General features: G+C 71.9%; 14 protein-coding genes. 7 read left to right on the top strand and 7 right to left on the bottom strand.

The window, feature by feature from the left end; translation table 11 throughout:
• Positions 1–2: 2 nt before the first annotated feature.
• Positions 3–464, bottom strand: a complete 462-nt coding sequence (locus DB033_RS02510; RefSeq protein WP_157970463.1) for a response regulator — start codon at positions 462–464, stop codon at positions 3–5.
• Positions 465–556: 92 nt separating this feature from the next.
• Positions 557–1,804, bottom strand: a complete 1,248-nt coding sequence (locus tag DB033_RS02505) for an FAD-binding domain-containing protein (RefSeq protein WP_111765311.1) — start codon at positions 1,802–1,804, stop codon at positions 557–559.
• A 367-nt stretch (positions 1,805–2,171) separates the two neighbouring features.
• Here DB033_RS02505 and DB033_RS02500 point away from each other — a divergent pair, with 367 nt between their 5' ends.
• Entirely contained in the window at positions 2,172–2,558 is a 387-nt protein-coding gene (locus tag DB033_RS02500; protein WP_111765310.1) for a DUF2256 and DUF3253 domain-containing protein, read from the top strand.
• A 148-nt stretch (positions 2,559–2,706) separates the two neighbouring features.
• Here DB033_RS02500 and DB033_RS02495 read toward each other — a convergent pair whose 3' ends face one another.
• Entirely contained in the window at positions 2,707–3,183 is a 477-nt protein-coding gene (locus DB033_RS02495) for a single-stranded DNA-binding protein (RefSeq protein WP_111765309.1), read from the bottom strand.
• Positions 3,184–3,314: 131 nt separating this feature from the next.
• Entirely contained in the window at positions 3,315–5,933 is a 2,619-nt protein-coding gene (gene glgP, locus DB033_RS02490) for an alpha-glucan family phosphorylase (RefSeq protein ID WP_111765308.1), read from the bottom strand.
• A gap of 160 nt (positions 5,934–6,093) precedes the next feature.
• Here glgP and DB033_RS02485 point away from each other — a divergent pair, with 160 nt between their 5' ends.
• The 5 genes from DB033_RS02485 to DB033_RS02470 all read left to right on the top strand — a co-directional run bounded on the left by DB033_RS02485 (position 6,094) and on the right by DB033_RS02470 (position 15,039).
• Positions 6,094–8,076, top strand: coding sequence for an alpha-1,4-glucan--maltose-1-phosphate maltosyltransferase (locus tag DB033_RS02485; protein WP_111765307.1), 1,983 nt, complete (start codon positions 6,094–6,096; stop codon positions 8,074–8,076).
• Positions 8,077–8,080: 4 nt separating this feature from the next.
• The gene (treS, locus tag DB033_RS02480) at positions 8,081–9,796 is read left to right on the top strand and encodes a maltose alpha-D-glucosyltransferase (protein ID WP_111765306.1); all 1,716 of its coding nucleotides are present in this window, start codon (positions 8,081–8,083) and stop codon (positions 9,794–9,796) included.
• Entirely contained in the window at positions 9,793–11,187 is a 1,395-nt protein-coding gene (locus DB033_RS21295; protein ID WP_157970462.1) for a maltokinase N-terminal cap-like domain-containing protein, read from the top strand. Before treS ends, DB033_RS21295 begins: the two co-directional genes overlap by 4 nt.
• Positions 11,188–11,756: 569 nt before the next feature.
• A complete protein-coding gene (gene glgB, locus DB033_RS02475) occupies positions 11,757–14,033 on the top strand; it encodes a 1,4-alpha-glucan branching protein GlgB (RefSeq protein WP_420814043.1) in 2,277 nt (758 codons plus the stop codon).
• Between the two features lie 19 nt (positions 14,034–14,052).
• Positions 14,053–15,039 (top strand): hypothetical protein, encoded by a 987-nt coding sequence (locus DB033_RS02470; RefSeq protein ID WP_157970461.1) that lies wholly within the window; start codon positions 14,053–14,055, stop codon positions 15,037–15,039.
• A 21-nt stretch (positions 15,040–15,060) separates the two neighbouring features.
• On the opposite strand, the gene DB033_RS02465 is transcribed toward DB033_RS02470, so the two are convergent.
• On the bottom strand, positions 15,061–15,993 hold the full coding sequence (locus DB033_RS02465) for a tetratricopeptide repeat protein (protein WP_111765304.1): 933 nt from the start codon (positions 15,991–15,993) through the stop codon (positions 15,061–15,063).
• 34 nt (positions 15,994–16,027) lie between these two features.
• Here DB033_RS02465 and DB033_RS02460 point away from each other — a divergent pair, with 34 nt between their 5' ends.
• Positions 16,028–16,525, top strand: a complete 498-nt coding sequence (locus DB033_RS02460) for a MarR family winged helix-turn-helix transcriptional regulator (RefSeq protein WP_240615698.1) — start codon at positions 16,028–16,030, stop codon at positions 16,523–16,525.
• A gap of 19 nt (positions 16,526–16,544) precedes the next feature.
• On the opposite strand, the gene DB033_RS02455 is transcribed toward DB033_RS02460, so the two are convergent.
• Together DB033_RS02455 and DB033_RS21585 are read right to left on the bottom strand one after the other, a co-directional pair.
• On the bottom strand, positions 16,545–17,606 hold the full coding sequence (locus DB033_RS02455) for an ABC transporter permease (RefSeq protein WP_240615697.1): 1,062 nt from the start codon (positions 17,604–17,606) through the stop codon (positions 16,545–16,547).
• On the bottom strand, positions 17,603–18,505 hold the full coding sequence (locus DB033_RS21585) for an ABC transporter ATP-binding protein (protein WP_111765303.1): 903 nt from the start codon (positions 18,503–18,505) through the stop codon (positions 17,603–17,605). Before DB033_RS21585 ends, DB033_RS02455 begins: the two co-directional genes overlap by 4 nt.
• Positions 18,506–18,543 lie beyond the last annotated feature (38 nt).

Genomic DNA, 18,543 nt, shown 5'->3' with positions numbered 1-18,543 from the left:
GGTCAGCGCGGCGGGGTGGCCTTCGGCACGTCGCTCGCGGCGCGTGGCCCCGGCAGCGGCGCCGCCGGAAGCACCGCGGCGACGAGCTGGACGCGGCTGAATGGCTTGGGCAGGGCGGCGTCGGCCGCCGGGTAGTCCTGCGCGTCCAGGACCGAGGTGACGACCGTGCGGCAGTCGGGGTGCCGGCGGCGCACGGCGTCCAGGAGGTCGGCGGTCACCGCCGGGGCGTCGGGGGCGTGGTCGACGACGACACAACCGACCTCACCGTCGGTCAGCAGCGCCAGGGCCGCCCCGGCGTCGGATGCGGTGCGCACGGAGAACCCGGTGAGGCGCAGCCACGTCGCAGCCAGCTTCCGCAGGTCGGGGTCGGTATCCACCACGAGCACCGCGCCGGCGGCCGGCTGGACGCCGGGGACGACGCCGGACGAGCTCCCGGGAGAGACGGCGGAGGCGGTGGTGGGCACCCCGTCAGAATACGGAATCGATGACCCTGCGTAGACGTTCAGGTGAACGTTCACTCGTCCGACGTACGAAACGGGCGGGATCCGTGTCGCCGTCACGCCCCTGCGTCACGACGCCACGCGCTGTACGAGCTGACCGACGTGGTGCCGGGACGCACCAGCCAGGGCCAGGGGTGCAGTTCCGACGGGGCCAGGGTGGCGGCGATGCGGGCCCAGCCGGGCACCGGCGTCCAGGTCGCCGCGAGGGTGCGGCCGGCGAGCTCGTCGACGACCCGACCGCGTCGGACCTCCAGCGGACGCAGCGCGGCGAGCTCGCCGAGGGTCTCGGCCAGGAACACCAGGCGCTTGCCGGACAGCCGCAGTCGGCGCAGCAGCGGCTCGTCGAAGACGAACACGGCGGGACGTTCCGGGTCGGCGGCGAGCGCCGGGTCGGCGGTGCCGAGCGATTCGGCGGTGAGCCAGACGGTGTCCGCGGCGCCCGGGTTCTCGGGACGGGACGGCCCGGCGGGTACCGGGGCCCGGTTCAGTGGCGGCCCGTCGGCGCGGGGGCCGGGGTCGGCGTCGGGCCACCGCTCGATCGGGCAGGCACCGCGCAACGGGCAGCTGCGGCACAGCTCGGGCGCGCGCTTCTCGACCTGCCAGCGACTGAAGCCGTACGGCTTGCCGCTGCCGGTACCGACCGTCCACTGCCACCCGAGCCGGTTCGCCGCGCGGGAACCGTCGAGCAGGTGGGTGAACATGGCGTCCTCCCCCGCGCGCCAGTCCGCACCGGCCCGGACGGCCCACTGGGAGGCGAGCCACATCCGGGTCTGGTTGACCAACCAGCCGTCCCGGTGCAGCTCGTCGGTGACGAACCGCATGCAGTTCATCGCCGACGGCCACGGGTCGTCCAGCGACCAGGGGACGTCCGTCGGGGACCGGGTCGTCGGTTGGAGGTTCTTCAGTGCTTCGCCGTTGGCCCCGCCGACGCGGGCGTAGAGGTGCCGGGCGAACTCCTGCCACAGCAACTCGTCGCGGTACCGGCCCCGGTCGCGGCTCGGGGCGCCGGCGACCGCGGCCCACACCTGGGGCAGCGTGGTGAGCCCGTAGCGGATGTAGGGCGACATCCGGCTCGCGCCGCGGCGGGACTCCGGCAGCACCGTGCTGCGCCGTCCGGCGTAACCGGCGACGTCGAGTAGGGCCAGCGCCGCGTCGGCGGCGGACTGTCCACCGCGGAAGGCACCGGGCGCGATCCCGTCGGGACCCTCGAGGGTCAGGTCGCCCAGATGCGTGGCGACCCACCCCACGACGTCGGCGGTGGTCGCGCCGTCGGCGATGGACGGCGGGCTGGGCAGGACGGGCATGCGAGAGCCTGTGCCCAGATCCCGTGCCGGCCATCCTCCGGCCCGCACCGGGCGGGCCGGCCGGCGGCGCGGGCCGGAATCGGAACGGCCCGGGCGCGTGCCACCCGGCTACGGCGACGGCCGGCGGGCACGCACCCCGGGGCCACGACCGACGGCAACGACAGCCGGGCAGCGTCCGACGGGCGACGACAGCCGGGCGGCGTCCGTCGCGCAGCGACAGCCGGACAGTGACAGCCGGACAGTGACAGCCGGACAGCCCCGACAGCGGTGCGGCGTCCGTCGCGCAGCGACTGCCGGACAGCCGTGCAGCCACGGCCGACCACGACCAGGACGGCAGCCGGTGCCCGCGTCGGGGCATAGTCGGGACATGGCCCACCGATCCGCCCTCCCGTCGAAACCGTGCACGGTCTGCGGCCGCACCATCACCTGGCGGAAGAAGTGGGAGCGGGACTGGGACGCCGTCCGGTACTGCTCGGACGCCTGCCGCCGCACCGGCGTCCGCAGTACCGACCGCGAGCTGGAGACCACCATCCTGTCGTTGCTCGCAGCCCGCGCGTCCGACGCGACGATCTGCCCGTCCGACGCCGCCCGGGCGGTCGGCGGCGACACCTGGCGGGACCTGATGGAACCCGCCCGGGCCGCCGCCCGCCGGCTCGTCACCGCGGGCGAGGTCGTCATCACCCAGGGCGGCGCGGTGGTCGACCCGTCCACCGCGAAGGGCCCGATCCGCATCCGCCGCGTCCGGCGGGGGTGACCCACCACCGGTCACCGCGGCAACGGCCGGACCTGCGGCAGTGGCCGGTCACCGCCCCGGCGGCCGGACCCGCGGCGCACCGGAACCGACCGCCGGCCCACACCGCCGGCCGACAACACCGTCCACGACGCCGGTCCCGACCGCCGGCTCAGAACGCCGCGGCGAGCATCTCGTCGACGGCACCGTCGCCCGCGGCGGCCCGGTCGGCCGCCTGGTGCGGGTCGGCGTCGGCCTCGGCGAGCGGCGTACCCGTCCCGCCGACCGCGGCCGCCGACCGCGAGAAGACCGACCGACCACGGCTCAGGTCGTGGCCGACCTGGACGGCGCGCAGCTCGGTCACGTACTTCAGGTCGCCCTCGACCTCGTACCGGCGGCTGGTCAGCCGGCCGCTGACCAGCAGCGGGTCGCCCAACCGGACCGACTGGGCGACGTTGCGCGCGAGCGCTCCCCAGCAGACGACGGTGACCGCGAACTCGTCGCCGTCCGTCCAGGCCCCGGTGGCGGCGTCACGCCGTCGCTCGGTGGCGATCAACCGGAACGACACCCGCTCGTGCCCGGCGTTCTCCAGCGACGTACGCAATTCGGTGGCCACGTTGCCGACCAGATGTGCGACCGACGATCCCATGGTGGTTCCCCTCCCCTGGCGACCGCCGGATGCGGCCGCTCCGGTCCAGGAAAGGCCACCGGCCCCCGGACGCGGAAGCGTGCGGGGGCCGGTGTGGGGACAACCCGGCGTCTCCCGCCGGTTGTGGACGGTCAGGCGGTGACGACCAGCCCCATCTCCGCCGTGGCGGCCAGCAGGTCGTGGCGCGGCAGGATCCGCACGGTGTACCCGATCTGACCCGACCGGGTCAGCGGCACGTCGGACTCGTAGAGCACCTCGTCGGCCGAGCCGACCGTCGGCGCGTCACCGCTGCCCCCGGCCACCCCGGTCGCCGCAGGCGCCATGTCGAAGTACTGCATGTCGTGCAGCTCGTCGTGGGAGTCGACGCGGCCGATCACGGCTTGCACGCTGACGTCCGCGGGCGTCAGCCCACCCAGATCGACGTGGGCCCGGACGGTCATCATGTTGCCCAGCGACGGCGTGACGCCGATCCCCGAGGTGTCCACGTTGATCACCCGCACCCGGTCCCAGGCGGTGCGCACCGACCCCTTCCACGCCGCCAGCGCCTTCGCCGGGGCGAAGCCGTCGGCCAGCACCGCGCGGGAGGACACCGCGGCCGGCGCGTAGTACCGCTGCACGTAGTCGCGCACCATCCGGGTGGCCTGCACCCGTGGGCCCAGGTAGGACAGCGTGTGCCGCACCATCTCCACCCAGCGGCCGGGCCGGTCGTCGGAGGCCCGGTCGTAGAAGAGCCGGGTGACGTGCTTCTCCAGCAGGTCGTACAGCGCGCTGGCCTCGAGGTCGTCGCGCCGGTTGTGGTCGGCGATGCCGTCGGCGGTGGGGATCATCCAGCCGTCGTGGCCGTCGTAGAGCTCGTCCCACCAGCCGTCGGAGATCGACAGGTTGAGGCCACCGTTGAGCGCGGCCTTCATCCCCGAGGTGCCGGAGGCCTCCTGCGGGCGGATCGGGTTGTTGAGCCACACGTCGGCCCCGGCGCACAGCACCGACGCCATGCTCATGTCGTAGTCGGGCAGGAAGGTGATCCGGTGCCGGATCGACGGGTCGTCGGTGAAGCGGACCATCTCCTGCATGAAGCCCTTGCCACCGTCGTCGGCGGGATGCGCCTTGCCGGCCACGATGATCTGCAGCGGCCGCTCCGGGTCCAGCAGCAGCGCGCGCAGCCGCTCGGGGTCGCGCAGCATCAGCGTCAACCGCTTGTAGGTCGACACCCGGCGGGCGAACCCGATGGTGAGGATGTCGGGACCCAGGATGGAGTCGGTCCACCCCAGCTCCGCCTCTGTGCGCCCGCGCTGCAGCCACGACTTCTTCACCCGGGCCCGGGCCATCTCGATCAACCGCGCGCGCAGCGTGTTGCGCAGCTCCCACAGCCGCTCGTCGGACACACCGGCCGCGTGCGGCCACTCCCCGGCCGAGGCCAGGTCCTGCCAGTTCGCCATGTCCCCGGCCACCTGGTACATCTCCCGCGACGCCCAGGTCGGCAGGTGCACGCCGTTGGTCACCGACCCGATCGGCACCTCCTCCGGCGCGAACCCCGGATAGAGACCGGCGAACATCTCGCGCGACACCACGCCGTGCAGCTTGGCCACCCCATTGGCGCGCTGGGCCAGGCGCAGCCCCATGTGGGCCATGTTGAACCGGCTCGGATCGTCCTCCACGCCCAGCGCGAGCACCTCGCCGACCCCGACGCCCGGGACCAGCTTCGAGCCGCCCCGGCCGTCGTGACCGAGGTAGTGCTCGACCAGCGACATCGGGAACCGGTCGATCCCGGCGGGCACCGGCGTGTGCGTGGTGAACACGGTGCCGGCGCGGACGGCCGACAACGCCTGGTCGAAGGTGAGCCCCTCGTCGGTGACGAGCGTGGAGATCCGTTCGATGCCGAGGAAGCCGGCGTGGCCCTCGTTCATGTGGAAGACCTCGGGGGCCGGGTGCCCGGTGGCGGCGCAGAACGCGCGGACCGCCCGCAGGCCGCCGACACCGACCAGGATCTCCTGCTTGATGCGGTGGTCCTGGTCGCCGCCGTAGAGCTTGTCGGTGACGCCGCGCAGCTCCTCGTCGTTCTGCTCGATGTCGCTGTCCAGCAGCAGCAACGGCACCCGGCCGACCTGCGCCTGCCAGATGCGGGCGTAGAGCTTCCGGTCGCCGGGCATCTCGACGCTGATCACCAGCTGCTCGCCGTCCGGGCCCTTGACCCGGCTCAGCGGCAGCCCCTGGGGGTCGTGCACCGGGTAGTGCTCCTGCTGCCAGCCGTCCGACGACAGGGACTGCCAGAAGTAGCCGAAGCGGTAGAGCAACCCGATACCGATGATCGGCACCCCGAGGTCGGACGCCGACTTGAGGTGGTCGCCGGCCAGGATGCCGAGGCCGCCGGAGTAGTTGGGCAGCACCTCCGAGACGCCGAACTCCATCGAGAAGTAGGCGATGGCCGCGGGAAGTGCCGCCGACGGGTCCGTCGCCTGCTGCTGGTACCAGCGTGGTTCGGTCAGGTACGCCTGCAGGTCGGCGTCCAGGGCGGTCAGCCGCCCGAGGAACGCGGCGTCGGCGGCCAGCTCCTCCAGGCGGGCGGTGCTCACCGAGCCCAGCAGTTTCAGCGGGTCGCCCCCGACCTGCTTCCACAGGTCGCGGTCGATGTCGGCGAACAGGTCCTGACTGGCGGGGTGCCAGGACCATCGGAGGTTGCGGACCAGCGATCCGAGCGGCCGCAGGGCGGCGGGCAGTTGCGGGCGAACGCTGAAGCGGCGGAGTGCTTTCACACCGCGTGAAACTAGTCGATGATCGTCACGTCGGGATGAACGCGACGCGTCGAATCCGACGATGGGCACGATTCAGCAGACCGCACCGCCCGGCCGCGGCCGTCACGCGCCGGGGGTGGTCCGCGCAGCCGGCCCGCACCCGGTTGGGTAGGTTGTCCGCGTGGCCGGACGAATCGGAATTGCCGACATCAGCCCACGCGTCGCTTGCGGCGCCTACCCGGCGAAGGCCGTGGTCGACGAGCGGATCCGTATCCAGGCGACGGTGTTCCGGGAGGGACACGATGCCGTCGCCGCGAATGTGGTCTTCAGACACGAGGACGACGGTGACGACACCGACGCGCCGTTGGTCCGGATGCACCCCTACTCCCTCGGGCTCGACCTGTGGGACGCCCACGTCGTCCCGGACCGCACGGGCACCTGGACGTTCACCATCGAGGCGTGGTCGGATCCGCTGGAGACGTGGAAGCACTCCGCCGAGGTCAAGGCCGAGGCCGGCCAGACCGCCGAGGAGATGGCCAACGACCTCGAGACCGGCGCGTTGCTGCTCGAGCAGATCGCCGCCCGCCCCGGCCAGGCCTACCGCGGTGCCATCACCGCGGCCGTGGAGGCGCTCCGCGACGACTCCCGCTCGGTCGCCGAGCGCATCGGGCCGGCGCTGGCGCCGGAGCTGTGGAAGGTGCTCGAGGAGAACCCGGTCCGCGAGCTCGTGACCGTCGACGGCCCGCACACCGTCTGGGTGGACCGCAAGCTCGGCGCGTTCTCGGCCTGGTACGAGTTCTTCCCCCGCTCCCAGGGTGCGGTGGTCGACGAGGACGGCAAGGTCGTCAGGCACGGCACCTTCCGGGACGCGATCGCGGCACTCCCGCGGGTGGCCCGGATGGGCTTCGACATCCTCTACATGCCGCCGATCCACCCCATCGGCCGGCTGAACCGCAAGGGCCCGAACAACACCGTCCACTCCGATCCCGAGGACGTCGGGTCGCCCTGGGCCATCGGGTCCAGCGAGGGCGGCCACGACGCGATCCACCCGGAGCTCGGCACCATCGAGGACTTCGACGCCTTCGTGGCGGCCGCCAACGAGCTGGGCCTCGAGGTCGGACTCGACCTGGCCCTCCAGGCGGCGCCGGACCACCCGTGGGTGCAGACCCACCCGGAGTGGTTCACCACCCGTCCCGACGGGACCATCGCCTACGCCGAGAACCCGCCGAAGAAGTACCAGGACATCTATCCGATCAACTTCGACAACGCGCCGGAGACGATCTACGCGGAAGTACTGAGGATCGTTCAGTACTGGATCTCGCACGGGGTGACGGTCTTCCGGGTCGACAACCCGCACACCAAGCCGGTGAACTTCTGGGAATGGCTCATCGCCGAGGTGCACCGCACCACCCCGGAGGCGATGTTCCTGGCCGAGGCCTTCACCCGGCCGGCGATGATGCACGAGCTGGCCAGGGCCGGCTTCACGCAGTCGTACACGTACTTCACCTGGCGCAACGCCAAGCAGGAGATCATCGACTACTGCGTCGAACTCGTCGAGGCCAGCGACTACATGCGGCCGAGCTTCTGGGTCAACACGCCCGACATCCTGCCGTTCGCGCTGCAGCGCCGGGACCCGGCCACGTTCGCCCTGCGGGCGGTGCTGGCGTCCACGCTGTCGCCCACCTGGGGGGTGTACGCCGGTTACGAGCTCTACGAGCACGAGGTGCTCGCGCCCGGCCGCGAGGAGTACCTGAACTCGGAGAAGTTCCAGCTGCGGCCGCGGGACTTCGAGACCGCACTGGCCACCGGTCAGTCGCTGGAGCCGTTCCTGGGCGCGCTCAACCGGATCCGCAAGGCCCACCCGGCCCTGCACACCATGAAGGGGCTGTGGTTCCACGGTGTCGACAACGACAACCTGCTCTGCTACAGCCGGCACGACGAGGTCTCGGGCGACACGGTCCTCGTGGTCGTCGCGCTGAACTCCGACACCACGCACTTCGGCACCACCGACCTGTGGCTGCCGGCGCTGGGCCTGGAGTGGGGCCAGGACTTCGACGTGTTCGACGAGCTCAGCGGCGACGCCTACCGCTGGGGCCAGTTCAACCCGGTCATCCTCAACCCGGCCGTCGCGGTGGCGCACGTGTTCTCGATCAAGCACCGGTGAGCTGATGGCCGACGCACCGGTGGCCGGTCTCCGGTCCGCCCGGCCGATGCCGGCCGACCCGCAGTGGTACCAGCGGGCGGTGTTCTACGAGGTGCTGGTGCGGTCGTTCCACGACTCGAACGCCGACGGCACCGGTGACCTGCGGGGCCTGATCGAGAAGTTGGACTACCTCGCCTGGCTCGGTGTCGACTGCCTGTGGCTGCCGCCGTTCTACGACTCACCCCTGCGCGACGGCGGCTACGACATCCGCGACTACCGGACGGTGCTCGCGGAGTTCGGCACCGTGGACGACTTCGTCGCGCTGCTGGACGCCGCCCACGAACGGGGGTTGCGGGTGGTCACCGACCTGGTGCTCAACCACACCTCCGACACCCACCGCTGGTTCCAGGAGTCGCGGCGGGACCCGGACGGTGACTACGGGGACTTCTACGTCTGGCGCGACGACGACACCGGGTATCCCGGGGCCCGGGTGATCTTCGTCGACACCGAGGCGTCGAACTGGACGTTCGACCCGGTCCGCCGGCAGTACTACTGGCACCGCTTCTTCGCCCACCAGCCGGATCTGAACTTCGAGAACCCGGCGGTGGGCGAGGCACTGCTGGACGTGATGCGGTTCTGGCTGGACCTGGGCATCGACGGGTTCCGGCTGGACGCGGTGCCCTATCTGTTCGAGCAGGAGGGCACCGACTGCGAGAACCTGCCGCAGACGCACGCCTTCCTGAAGCAGGTGCGCCGGGTCGTCGACACCGAGTACCCGCACGCGGTACTGCTCGCCGAGGCGAACCAGTGGCCGGACGACGTCGTCGAGTACTTCGGGGATCCGGCCGTCGGCGGCGACGAGTGCCACATGTGCTTCCACTTCCCGCTGATGCCCCGCATCTTCATGGCCGCCCGGCGGCAGTCGCGGTTCCCCATCGCGGAGATCCTGGCCCAGACGCCGGCCATCCCACGGACCGGTGCCTGGGGGATCTTCCTGCGCAACCACGACGAGCTGACCCTGGAGATGGTCAGCGACGCCGACCGCGACTACATGTGGAGCGAGTACGCCAAGGACCCGCGGATGAAGGCCAACATCGGCATCCGGCGACGGCTGGCGCCGCTGCTGGAAGGTGACCGCGACCAGATCGAACTGTTCACCGCGCTGCTGTTGTCGCTGCCCGGATCTCCGGTGCTGTACTACGGCGACGAGATCGGGATGGGCGACAACATCTGGCTCGGCGACCGCGACGGCGTGCGCACCCCGATGCAGTGGTCACCCGACCGCAACGGCGGCTTCTCCCGCGCCGATCCGGCCCGGCTCAGCCTGCCCGCGATCATGGATCCGCTGTACGGGTACCAGGCAGTCAACGTCGAGGCGCAGCTGAACAACTCCTCGTCGCTGCTTGGCTGGACCCGCCGGATGATCGAGATCCGCAAGCGGCACCCGATCTTCGCCCTCGGGCGGTTCACGGACGAGGGCGGCTCCAACCCGTGCGTACTGGCCTACACCCTGACCCTGGACGACCACGAGCGGCCGGTGCTGTGCGTGAACAACCTCTCCCGCTTCCCGCAACCGGTCGAGTTGGACCTGAGCCGCTATGCCGACTACGTTCCCGTCGAACTCACCGGAGGGGCCACGTTCCCCCCGATCGGTGAGCTGACCTATCTGCTCACCCTCCCGGGCCACGGGTTCTACTGGTTCGAACTCGTCCCCCAGGCCGAAGGAGCACACCGACCATGAGCTCACTGACCGATCTCCTGCACGACTGGCTGCCCCGGCAGCGCTGGTTCGCGGCCAAGGGCGTCGACCTGCACTCGATCGGCACCGCCGCCTCGAGCCGACTAGCCGACGCGCTGGACACCCCGGACGGGCCGCTGCAGCTGGACCACCTGATCCTCGAGGTGCACAGCGCGCTCGGGAAGCAGCACTACCAGCTGTTCGTCGGCCGCCGGCCCTGGCTGCCGGATCGGCTCGCCCACGCGACCATCGGCACCGCCGACGGTCTCGTCGCCTACGACGCCCTCCACGACCCCGTGGTGACCGGCGAGCTGATCGCCGGTCTGGCCACCGGACGCGTCTGGGGTGACGTCCGGCTGGTGCCCGAGCCCGGCGCCGACATCGACCCGGCCGCCCGTGGCCGGATGATCTCCGGTGAGCAGTCCAACACCTCGATCATCTACGGCGACTCGGGGATCCTGAAGGTCTACCGGCGGCTGGAGCCGGGCGTGAACCCCGACGTCGAGATCCACCGGGCACTGTCGTCCACCGGCAGCCCGCACGTGGCCCGGGCGCTGGCCGTGCTCGAGTCCGACGCCCTGACCACCGACGACGGCAACGCCGAACCCACGACGTTGGGTTTCCTGTCGAGCTTCTTCGCCAACTCCGCCGACGGCTGGGCGATGGCCACCACCAGCGTCCGCGACCTGCTCGCCGAGGGCGACCTGCGGGCCGACGAGGTCGGTGGCGACTTCGCCGCCGAGTCGTTCCGTCTCGGGGTCGCCGTGGCCGAGGTCCACCGGGACCTCGCCGCTGCGTTCGGCGAGGTCACCCTGAGCTCGCAGGCGTGGTCGGACGTCGTCACGGCGATGATCGACGAGGCCCGCCGGGTCGCCGGCCACGTGCCGGCCGTCGCCGAGCGGCTGCCCGCCGTGATCGCGACGTTCGAGGCGGCCCGTTCGCTGGAGACCCCGGTGGTGGTCCAGCGGGTGCACGGCGACCTGCACCTGGGTCAGACCCTGCGGACGCTCACCGGGTGGGCCATCATCGACTTCGAGGGAGAGCCGGCGAAATCGCTGCCCGAGCGCAAGGAGCGTCAGCTCCTGGCCAAGGACGTGGCCGGCATGCTGCGCTCCTTCGACTACGCCGCCAACCATCTGCTGCCGACCGGGGCCACCGACCCACAGCAGACCTACCGGGCGGCGGAATGGGCACACCGCAACCGGGACGCCTTCCTCGACGGGTACCGCTCGGCCGACGGCGCCAAGCCCCTGGGCGCCCCGGAAGTCATCACCGCGTTCGAACTCGACAAAGCTGTGTACGAAGTCGCCTACGAGCACGGGAACCGGCCCACCTGGGAACCGATCCCGCTGCACGCCGTCGACACCTTGATCAAAGCCGGAGGAACCCAGTGACCGAAGAAGTACCCGTGACCAAGCCGGCCCGCGCTCCCCGCAAGCCCGCCGCGCCGAAGCTCGACGCGGCCGGCAACCCGATCCCGCCGAAGCCGCGTGCGCCCCGCAAGCCCGCAGCCGCCGCCGCGCCGGCTGCCGGGCCCACGGCCGACGGCACCCCCGCCGCGGCCGCCCCGCCCACGCCCCGCGCGCCGCGCAAGCCCGCCGCGCCGAAGCTCGACGCCGACGGCAACCCGATCCCGCCGAAGCCGCGCGCCCCCCGCGCGAAGAAGCCGGCCCCGGTCGTGGTGACCCCCGCTCCCGCCGGGGCTCCGGACGTGTCGACCACCCCGGCCGGGGACACCCCGGCCGCACTGTCGGCCGACTCCCCCGCCGTGGTGCCGCCCACCGCGGCGGTCGCCGAGCCGGCCGCGGTCGAGAACGCGGTCGTGACCACCCCGGCCGGCAGCGCCGACGCCGAGGTCGCCCCGCTCGCCCCCGCCGGCGCCGTCAACGCCCGGCCGCCGCGCCGGACCCCGTCCACCGCTCCCGCCTCCGACTCCGTCGCCGCCGCCAAGGGTGCGGAGGGGGTGTCCGACGCCGGCAACCAGGTCGGCGCCACCGTCGACGGCTTCAGCGAGGAGGAGTACCAGCGGCTCATCGGCGGTGCCCACCACGATCCGCACAGCATCCTCGGCGCCCATCCGCTGGCCGACGGTCGCTCGGTGGTGCGCACGCTGCGCCACCACGCCCGCACCGTCGAGTTGCTGCACGACGGCGAGGTCGTCGAGTTCGAGAGCACCTACGGCGGCATCTGGTCGGCGTTCGTCGACGGCCCGGTCGGCGACTACCGCATCCGCGTCACCTACGAGGACGGCAACGCCCACGAGGTGGACGACCCGTACCGCTGGCTGCCCACGCTCGGCGAGATGGACGTCTACCTGATCCAGGAAGGCCGCCACGAGCAACTGTGGAAGGTCCTCGGCGCCCACCAGCGCAGCTACGACACGCCCAACGGCACCGTCACCGGTACGTCGTTCGCGGTGTGGGCGCCCAACGCGCACGGCGTGCGGGTGACCGGGGAGTTCGACTTCTGGAGCGGCATCAACCAGCCGATGCGCTCGCTGGGCAGCAGCGGCATCTGGGAGCTGTTCGTGCCCGGCGTGGCTCCCGGCACCGCGTACAAGTACGCCATCCTCGGCGCCGACCGGGTCTGGCGCGACAAGGCCGACCCGATGGCCAACTGGGCCGAGGTGCCGCCGGCCAACGCCTCGAAGGTGTACCAGAGCACCTACAGCTGGGGCGACGACGCCTGGATCGAGAAGCGCTCGACCTCCGACGTGCTCAACGGCCCGATGTCGATCTACGAGCTGCACATCGGCTCCTGGAAGCGGGGCCTGTCCTACCGCGAGTTCGCCGACGCGCTGATCGCCGACCTGGCCGAGACGGCGTTCACCCACGTCGAGCTGCTCCCCGTGGAGCAGCACCCGTTCGAGGGTTCCTGGGGCTATCAGGTGACCGGCTACTACGCGGCGGACTCCAAGTTCGGCGAGCCGGACGACCTGCGCTACCTCATCGACCGGCTCCACCAGGAGGGCTACGGCGTCATCCTGGACTGGGTCCCCGGGCACTTCCCCAAGGACGAGTTCGCACTGGGCCGCTTCGACGGCACCGCGTTGTACGAGCACCCGGACCCCCGCCGCGGCGAGCACATGGATTGGGGCACCTACATCTTCGACTTCGGTCGTCGTGAGGTCCGCAACTTCCTGGTCGCCAACGCGTTGTACTGGCTCGAGGAATTCCACATGGACGGCCTCCGGGTCGACGCGGTGGCCTCGATGCTGTACCTGGACTATTCGCGCGAGGCGGGCCAGTGGGAGCCCAACGAGTTCGGTGGGCGGGAGAACCTGCAGGCCGTGTCGTTCCTGCAGGAGGTCAACGCGACCGTCGGCAAGCGGCACCCCGGCGTGATGATGATCGCCGAGGAGTCCACCTCGTGGCCGGGCGTCACCAAGCCGACCTACGTCGGTGGCCTGGGTTTCCACATGAAGTGGAACATGGGCTGGATGCACGACACGCTCGAGTACCTGTCGCGCGACCCGATCTACCGCTCCTGGCACCACGACGACATGACGTTCTCGATGGTCTACGCCTACTCCGAGCAGTTCGTGCTGCCGATCTCGCACGACGAGGTCGTGCACGGCAAGGGCTCCATGTGGGGCAAGGTCGCCGGCGACAGCTGGCGCAAGGCCGCCAACCTGCGCTCGTACTACACCCACATGTGGGGTCACCCCGGCAAGCAGCTGCTGTTCATGGGCTCCGAGATCGGCGCCTTCGACGAGTGGCGCGAGAGCGCCTCGCTGCCCTGGTGGCTGCTGGAGCACAAGCTGCACAGCGGACTGCGCCGCTACGTCGGTGACCTGAACCGCTTCTACCGGTCCTCGCCCGCCCTCTGGTCGCAGGATCACGTACCGGCCGGGTTCCAGTGGCTGGACGGCGGCGACCGCAACGGCAACGTCTTCACCTACCTGCGGTACGGCAGCGACGGGTCGGTGGTCGCGGTGCTCATCAACTTCGCGGCCCAGCCGCACAACTGGTACCGGGTGGGCCTGCCCATCGCCGGCCGCTGGCGCGAGGCGCTGAACTCCGACGCCGAGATCTACGGCGGTTCGGGGATGGGCAACATGGGTTCGGTGACCGCCGACGGCGAGCCGTGGAACGGCCAGCCGACCTCGGCCACCGTGGTGCTCCCGCCACTCGGGTCGCTGCTGCTGGTCCCGGACACCGACGGTGTCACCGTCGTCGACGCGGCCGCCGATCCTGCGGCGGACACGGCGGTGGACCCGACGGCTGCGGATCATTCGTAGCCTGCTCGTCGCGGTCGCGGTGGGCCTGGTCGCACTGACCGGCTGTACCGCGACCGCACCGGGCCCGGTGCGGTCGTCGGTCGTCACGGACGCGGCGGCATCGGACCCGGCCGCCACCGCGGCGACCACCCTGGACGCCGTCCAGGACTTCTGGCGGCAGGCCTTCCCGGTGTCGTTCGGCACCGGGTGGGTGGAGCTGCGCGGCGGTCTGCGTCCGCTGGATTCCGGCGCCGACGGTGACGGCGCACTCTGCATCGCCACCCCGGACCAGATCACCGGCAACGCCTACTACTGTCCCGCCGACGACGGGATCGTCTACGACACCGGCGTTCTCGTGCCCGTGCTGACCGACCACTACGGCACCGGCGGGCTGACGGCGAGCCTGGCGCACGAGTTCGGTCACGCCGTGGCGGCCCGGCTGGGTGCGCCTGCCGAGCCGCTGTTCCGCGAGCTGCAGGCCGACTGCCTGGCCGGGGCCGCGCTGGCGGCGCTGATCCCGGCCGACCAGCGGATCACCGCGCTGGCGCCGCTGCTGGACTTCGGCGACCAGCCGTCGGTGACACCCGCCGATGCGACCGCCCACGGCCTGTCCGTGGACCGGGCGCAGGGCGCCCTGCTCGGGCTGCGCGGCGGGCCACCCGCGTGCCGGGACGTCGGGCCCGGCGACATCGACGTCACGCTGGGGCGGCTGACGCCGCCGGCGTCGCGGGCACCGCGGGACCTCCCCCCGGTCACGGTGTCCGACGCCGACCGGGCGCTGGCCGCACCGCTGGGTGACGCCGCACTCGCGGCGGCGGCCCGGCTGACCGCCGCGGCCGGCGACGACACCGCCCGCGGCTGCACCGTCGGCCGCTGGATGGCGGAGGTCTTCGGCGAGGCCGGGCCGGACGCCGTCGGCGGTCGGCTCACCGATCCCGACGAGGCGCTGACCTTTCTGCGCACCCGGCCCGACACATCACCGGACGTCGTCGTCGGCTACCTCGACGGGTTCGCCGGTCGCTGCTGACAGCGAGGCACTCGGCACCGCTCAGTACAGGGCCGCGGCCAGCTTGCGGCGGGAGGCGATGACCAGCGGGTCGTCGTTGCCCACCAGCGCGAACAGCTCCAGCAGATGGTCCCGGGTCGCGGTGCGCTCGTCGCCGTAGAACCGGCTCACGACGTCCACCAGCAGGGCGAAGGACTCCTCGGTGCGACCGGTGGCGAACAGCAGGTCGGCCGCGTCGAACTGGGCGGCGAGATCGTCGGGCGCGGCCTGGGCCTGCTCGACGGCGTCGGCGGGCAGTGCCGCCGCCCGCTCCTGGAAGCGCAGCTGCGCCAGCGCCGCGGCCGCCTCGGTGTCGGCGGGGTTCTGCGCGACGAGCGCCTCGTAGGCGGTGATGGCCGAGGCCAGGTCGCCGGCCTCCAGGGCGTCCTCGGCCTGCTCGAGCAGCGGGTCGACGGGCGCCTCGGCGGCCGCCCCGTCGACCGCGCCCGCAGCCGCCATCCCGGGAAGGCGGTCGGCGACCGCCTCGACCAGGCTCTGCACCCAGGTGCTGACCTGCGCCTCGGGCTGCTCACCGGTGAAGGCGTCCACCGGCTGTCCGGCGGCGACGGCGATGACCGTCGGGATCGTCTGCACGCCGAACGCCTGGGCGATCCGGGGCTGTGCGTCCACGTCCACCCGGGCCAACGCGACCGCGCCGCCGTACGGGGCGACGACGCGCTCCATCATCGCACTGACGTCGGCCGACACCGGTGAGCGCGGCGACCCCAGGTCGACGAGAACCAGGTTCTGGGCGGACTTCTCGACGACCTCGGCCGGGAAGTTGGCCTCGGTGACGTCGGCCACCCAGGCGGGCCGGGGGGCGCCGGCGGCGGGCCCGGCCGGGCCGGCGGGACGCTTCAGGGCGGACAGGTCGACCGCACGGGAGAAGGCCGCGGAGAGCGCGGCGGGGTCGGAACGCGGGTTGCTTCGGGTCATACCAGTGATTGTCCATCCTGCTAGCGTCTGCACCGTGACAGAGACTCCGGTGACCTTCGACCTGATCGCCAAAGCCGCCGAGACGTGGCGGGAGCGCATCGGGCCGTCGGAGTCCATGGAGGCCGTCAGCAACATCATGCGGGTGCAGCAGATCCTGCAGGCCGCGGTGGACGAGTCGTTGCGTCAGCACGGTCTGACCTTCGCCCGCTACGAGGCGCTGGTCCTGCTGTCCTTCTCCAGCCGCGATTCACTGCCCATGCGGTTGATGGGTGAGCGGCTGCAGCTGCACCCCACCTCGATCACCAACATCGTCGACCGGCTCGAGGCCGACGGACTGGCCCAACGCCTGCCGCACCCGACCGATCGCCGCACCACCCTGGTGACCCTGACCGCCACCGGCCGCAAGCGGCTGACCGAGGCCACCCAGAGCGTGCTCAAGACCGATTTCGGGTTCGTCGGTCTCGAGCCGGGCGAGCTCAGTCAGCTCTCGGTGCTGCTCACCAAGCTGCGCAAGGCGGCCGGGGACTTCTAGGCCGCGCGCGGCGTCGCCGTCAGGCCGCGTCCCAGCGGAACAGCCGGGTGGCGATCATGGTCAGCACGGCGGCGAAGGCGAGCAGGATGGCGATCGGCAGCAGCGCGGCCGACGGGCCCTCGCCACGCACGAGCACGTCGGTCAGCCCGGACACCAGGTAGCCCATCGGCATCACCTTGCTGATGGCGATCAGCCAGCCCGGTGCGGCCGCCAACGGGATGAACGCACCCGACAGGAACCCCATGGGCAGGGTGATGAGGTTGGCCAGGCCCGAGCCACCCTCGGACGTCCTGGCGATGGACCCGACCAGCAGCCCGATGGCCAGGAACGCCAGGGTGCCGGCGATGGTCAGCGGCACGGCCATGTACCAGGCCCCCGAGAGCCGCAGCCCGAGCAGGCTCGACACCCCGATCATCAGCACCAGCTGGAACACCGCGACCGCCAGCGACACCACCACCCGCGCCCCGACGACCGAGCCGGTCGCGACGGGGGCGAGCCGCAGCCGGCGCAGCAGCTTGCTGTTGCGCCAGGTGATCAGGGTCAGCGCCGCCCCGAAGGTGGCCCCGACGGTGATGCCGTAGCTGATCATGCCGGGGGCCACGTACTGGATGCCCTTCAGCGACTCGTCCTCGACCGCCGTCACCTGCAAGCTGTAGGTGGGCGTCACCTGGGCGACGGCGAGGTTGGTGGTGTCCACGAACGACGACAGCACGCCCTGCACGGTGGCCGCCGCGACCTGGTCGGCCCGGGAGATGTGCACCACCAGCGCATCGCCCTGCTGCTCCAGCGCGGCGGCGGCGTCGCCGGTGCGGACCGCGTCGAGGGCGACGTCCAACGGCGCTGCGGGCTGCAGGTCGAAGACCTCGTCGAACGACGCCCGCGCGGGCGCCGGCAGGTCCTGCACGAATGCGACGTCCCCGACCGGGACCACTTTCTGCCGCGACTGGGTGTCCCCGCCGGCGAAGACCACACCGAAGATCAGGATGAAGAACAGCGGGAAGAAGACGGTGAAGAAGATCGTCATCCGGTCCCGGTAGAAGCCCTTGAGCATGGCCAGGCCCAGCGCGCGGAACCCGGTCACACCCGGTACTCCCGTCCGGTCAGGTCGAGGAAGACGTCCTCGAGGGTGGCGCCCCGGACCTGCAGCCCGGCCAACGCGTCCGCCGCGGCCAGCGCCGACAGCACCTCGGCCGGCCGTCGCGTGGTGATCACCGTCGACGCGCTCTCCGCCTCCACCCGGTCGGCTCCGGGGATGGCGGCCGCCCGTTCCGCCGACAGCGCCGCCCGCTCGACGGCGATCCGGACCGGTGCGTCCAGCGCCCGGATCAGCGCCGCCGGCGAGTCGAGCTGCAGGATGCGCCCACCGTCCATCACCGCCACCCGGTCGCACAGGATCTCCGCCTCGTCCATGTGGTGGGTGGTCAGCACCACGGTGCGGCCGCTCTCGGCGATCGAGGTCAGCACCGTCCACAGGTTGCGCCGGGCCTGCGGGTCCAGCGCCGCGGTGGGCTCGTCGAGGAAGACGATCTCCGGATCGGAGATCAGGGCGCAGGCGATGGACAGCCGCTGCGCCTGACCGCCGGACAGCTTCTCCGACCGCACCCGGGCGCTGTCGGTCAGACCCACCAGCTCCAGCATCTCGTCGACGCGCCGGTGGTCGACCGCGAACAGGTCGGCGAAGGTCTGCAGCTGCTCCCGGGCCGTGAGCATCTCGAAGAACGCCGACGCCTGCAGCTGGACCCCCATCCGCGGCAGCAACCCGGGGTTGCGTGGCCACGGCGGCAGGCCGAGCACGCTCACGGTGCCCGCGTCGGGTTGCCGCAGGCCCTCGACCAGCTCCAGCAGGGTGGTCTTGCCGGCGCCGTTCGGACCGAGGATGCCGAAGAACTCCCCCACCCCCACCTCGAACGACACCCCGTCGACAGCGGTCAGCGCCCCGTAGCTCTTCCGTACGTCGCGCACCTCGATGGCGTTGACCATGGCGTCACCCTAGAGGGCCATTCCCGGGCGGGCCAGGA

Origin of the sequence: Nakamurella deserti, from assembly GCF_003260015.1 — a bacterium.
Classification (GTDB): Bacteria; Actinomycetota; Actinomycetes; order Mycobacteriales; family Nakamurellaceae; genus Nakamurella; species Nakamurella deserti.
The sequence above is the reverse complement of the archived record's forward strand: the minus strand, read 5'-3'. Positions and strand labels throughout refer to the sequence as shown.

What these genes read in the sequence shown, in the direction of transcription:
- DB033_RS02505 (WP_111765311.1), bottom strand. Translation starts at nt 1,804, where the DNA reads ATGCCCGTCCTGCCCAGCCCGCCGTCCATCGCCGACGGCGCGACCACC.
- DB033_RS21585 (WP_111765303.1), bottom strand. Translation starts at nt 18,505, where the DNA reads ATGGTCAACGCCATCGAGGTGCGCGACGTACGGAAGAGCTACGGGGCG.
- treS (WP_111765306.1), top strand. Translation starts at nt 8,081, where the DNA reads ATGGCCGACGCACCGGTGGCCGGTCTCCGGTCCGCCCGGCCGATGCCG.
- DB033_RS21295 (WP_157970462.1), top strand. Translation starts at nt 9,793, where the DNA reads ATGAGCTCACTGACCGATCTCCTGCACGACTGGCTGCCCCGGCAGCGC.
- DB033_RS02495 (WP_111765309.1), bottom strand. Translation starts at nt 3,183, where the DNA reads ATGGGATCGTCGGTCGCACATCTGGTCGGCAACGTGGCCACCGAATTG.
- DB033_RS02500 (WP_111765310.1), top strand. Translation starts at nt 2,172, where the DNA reads ATGGCCCACCGATCCGCCCTCCCGTCGAAACCGTGCACGGTCTGCGGC.
- DB033_RS02465 (WP_111765304.1), bottom strand. Translation starts at nt 15,993, where the DNA reads ATGACCCGAAGCAACCCGCGTTCCGACCCCGCCGCGCTCTCCGCGGCC.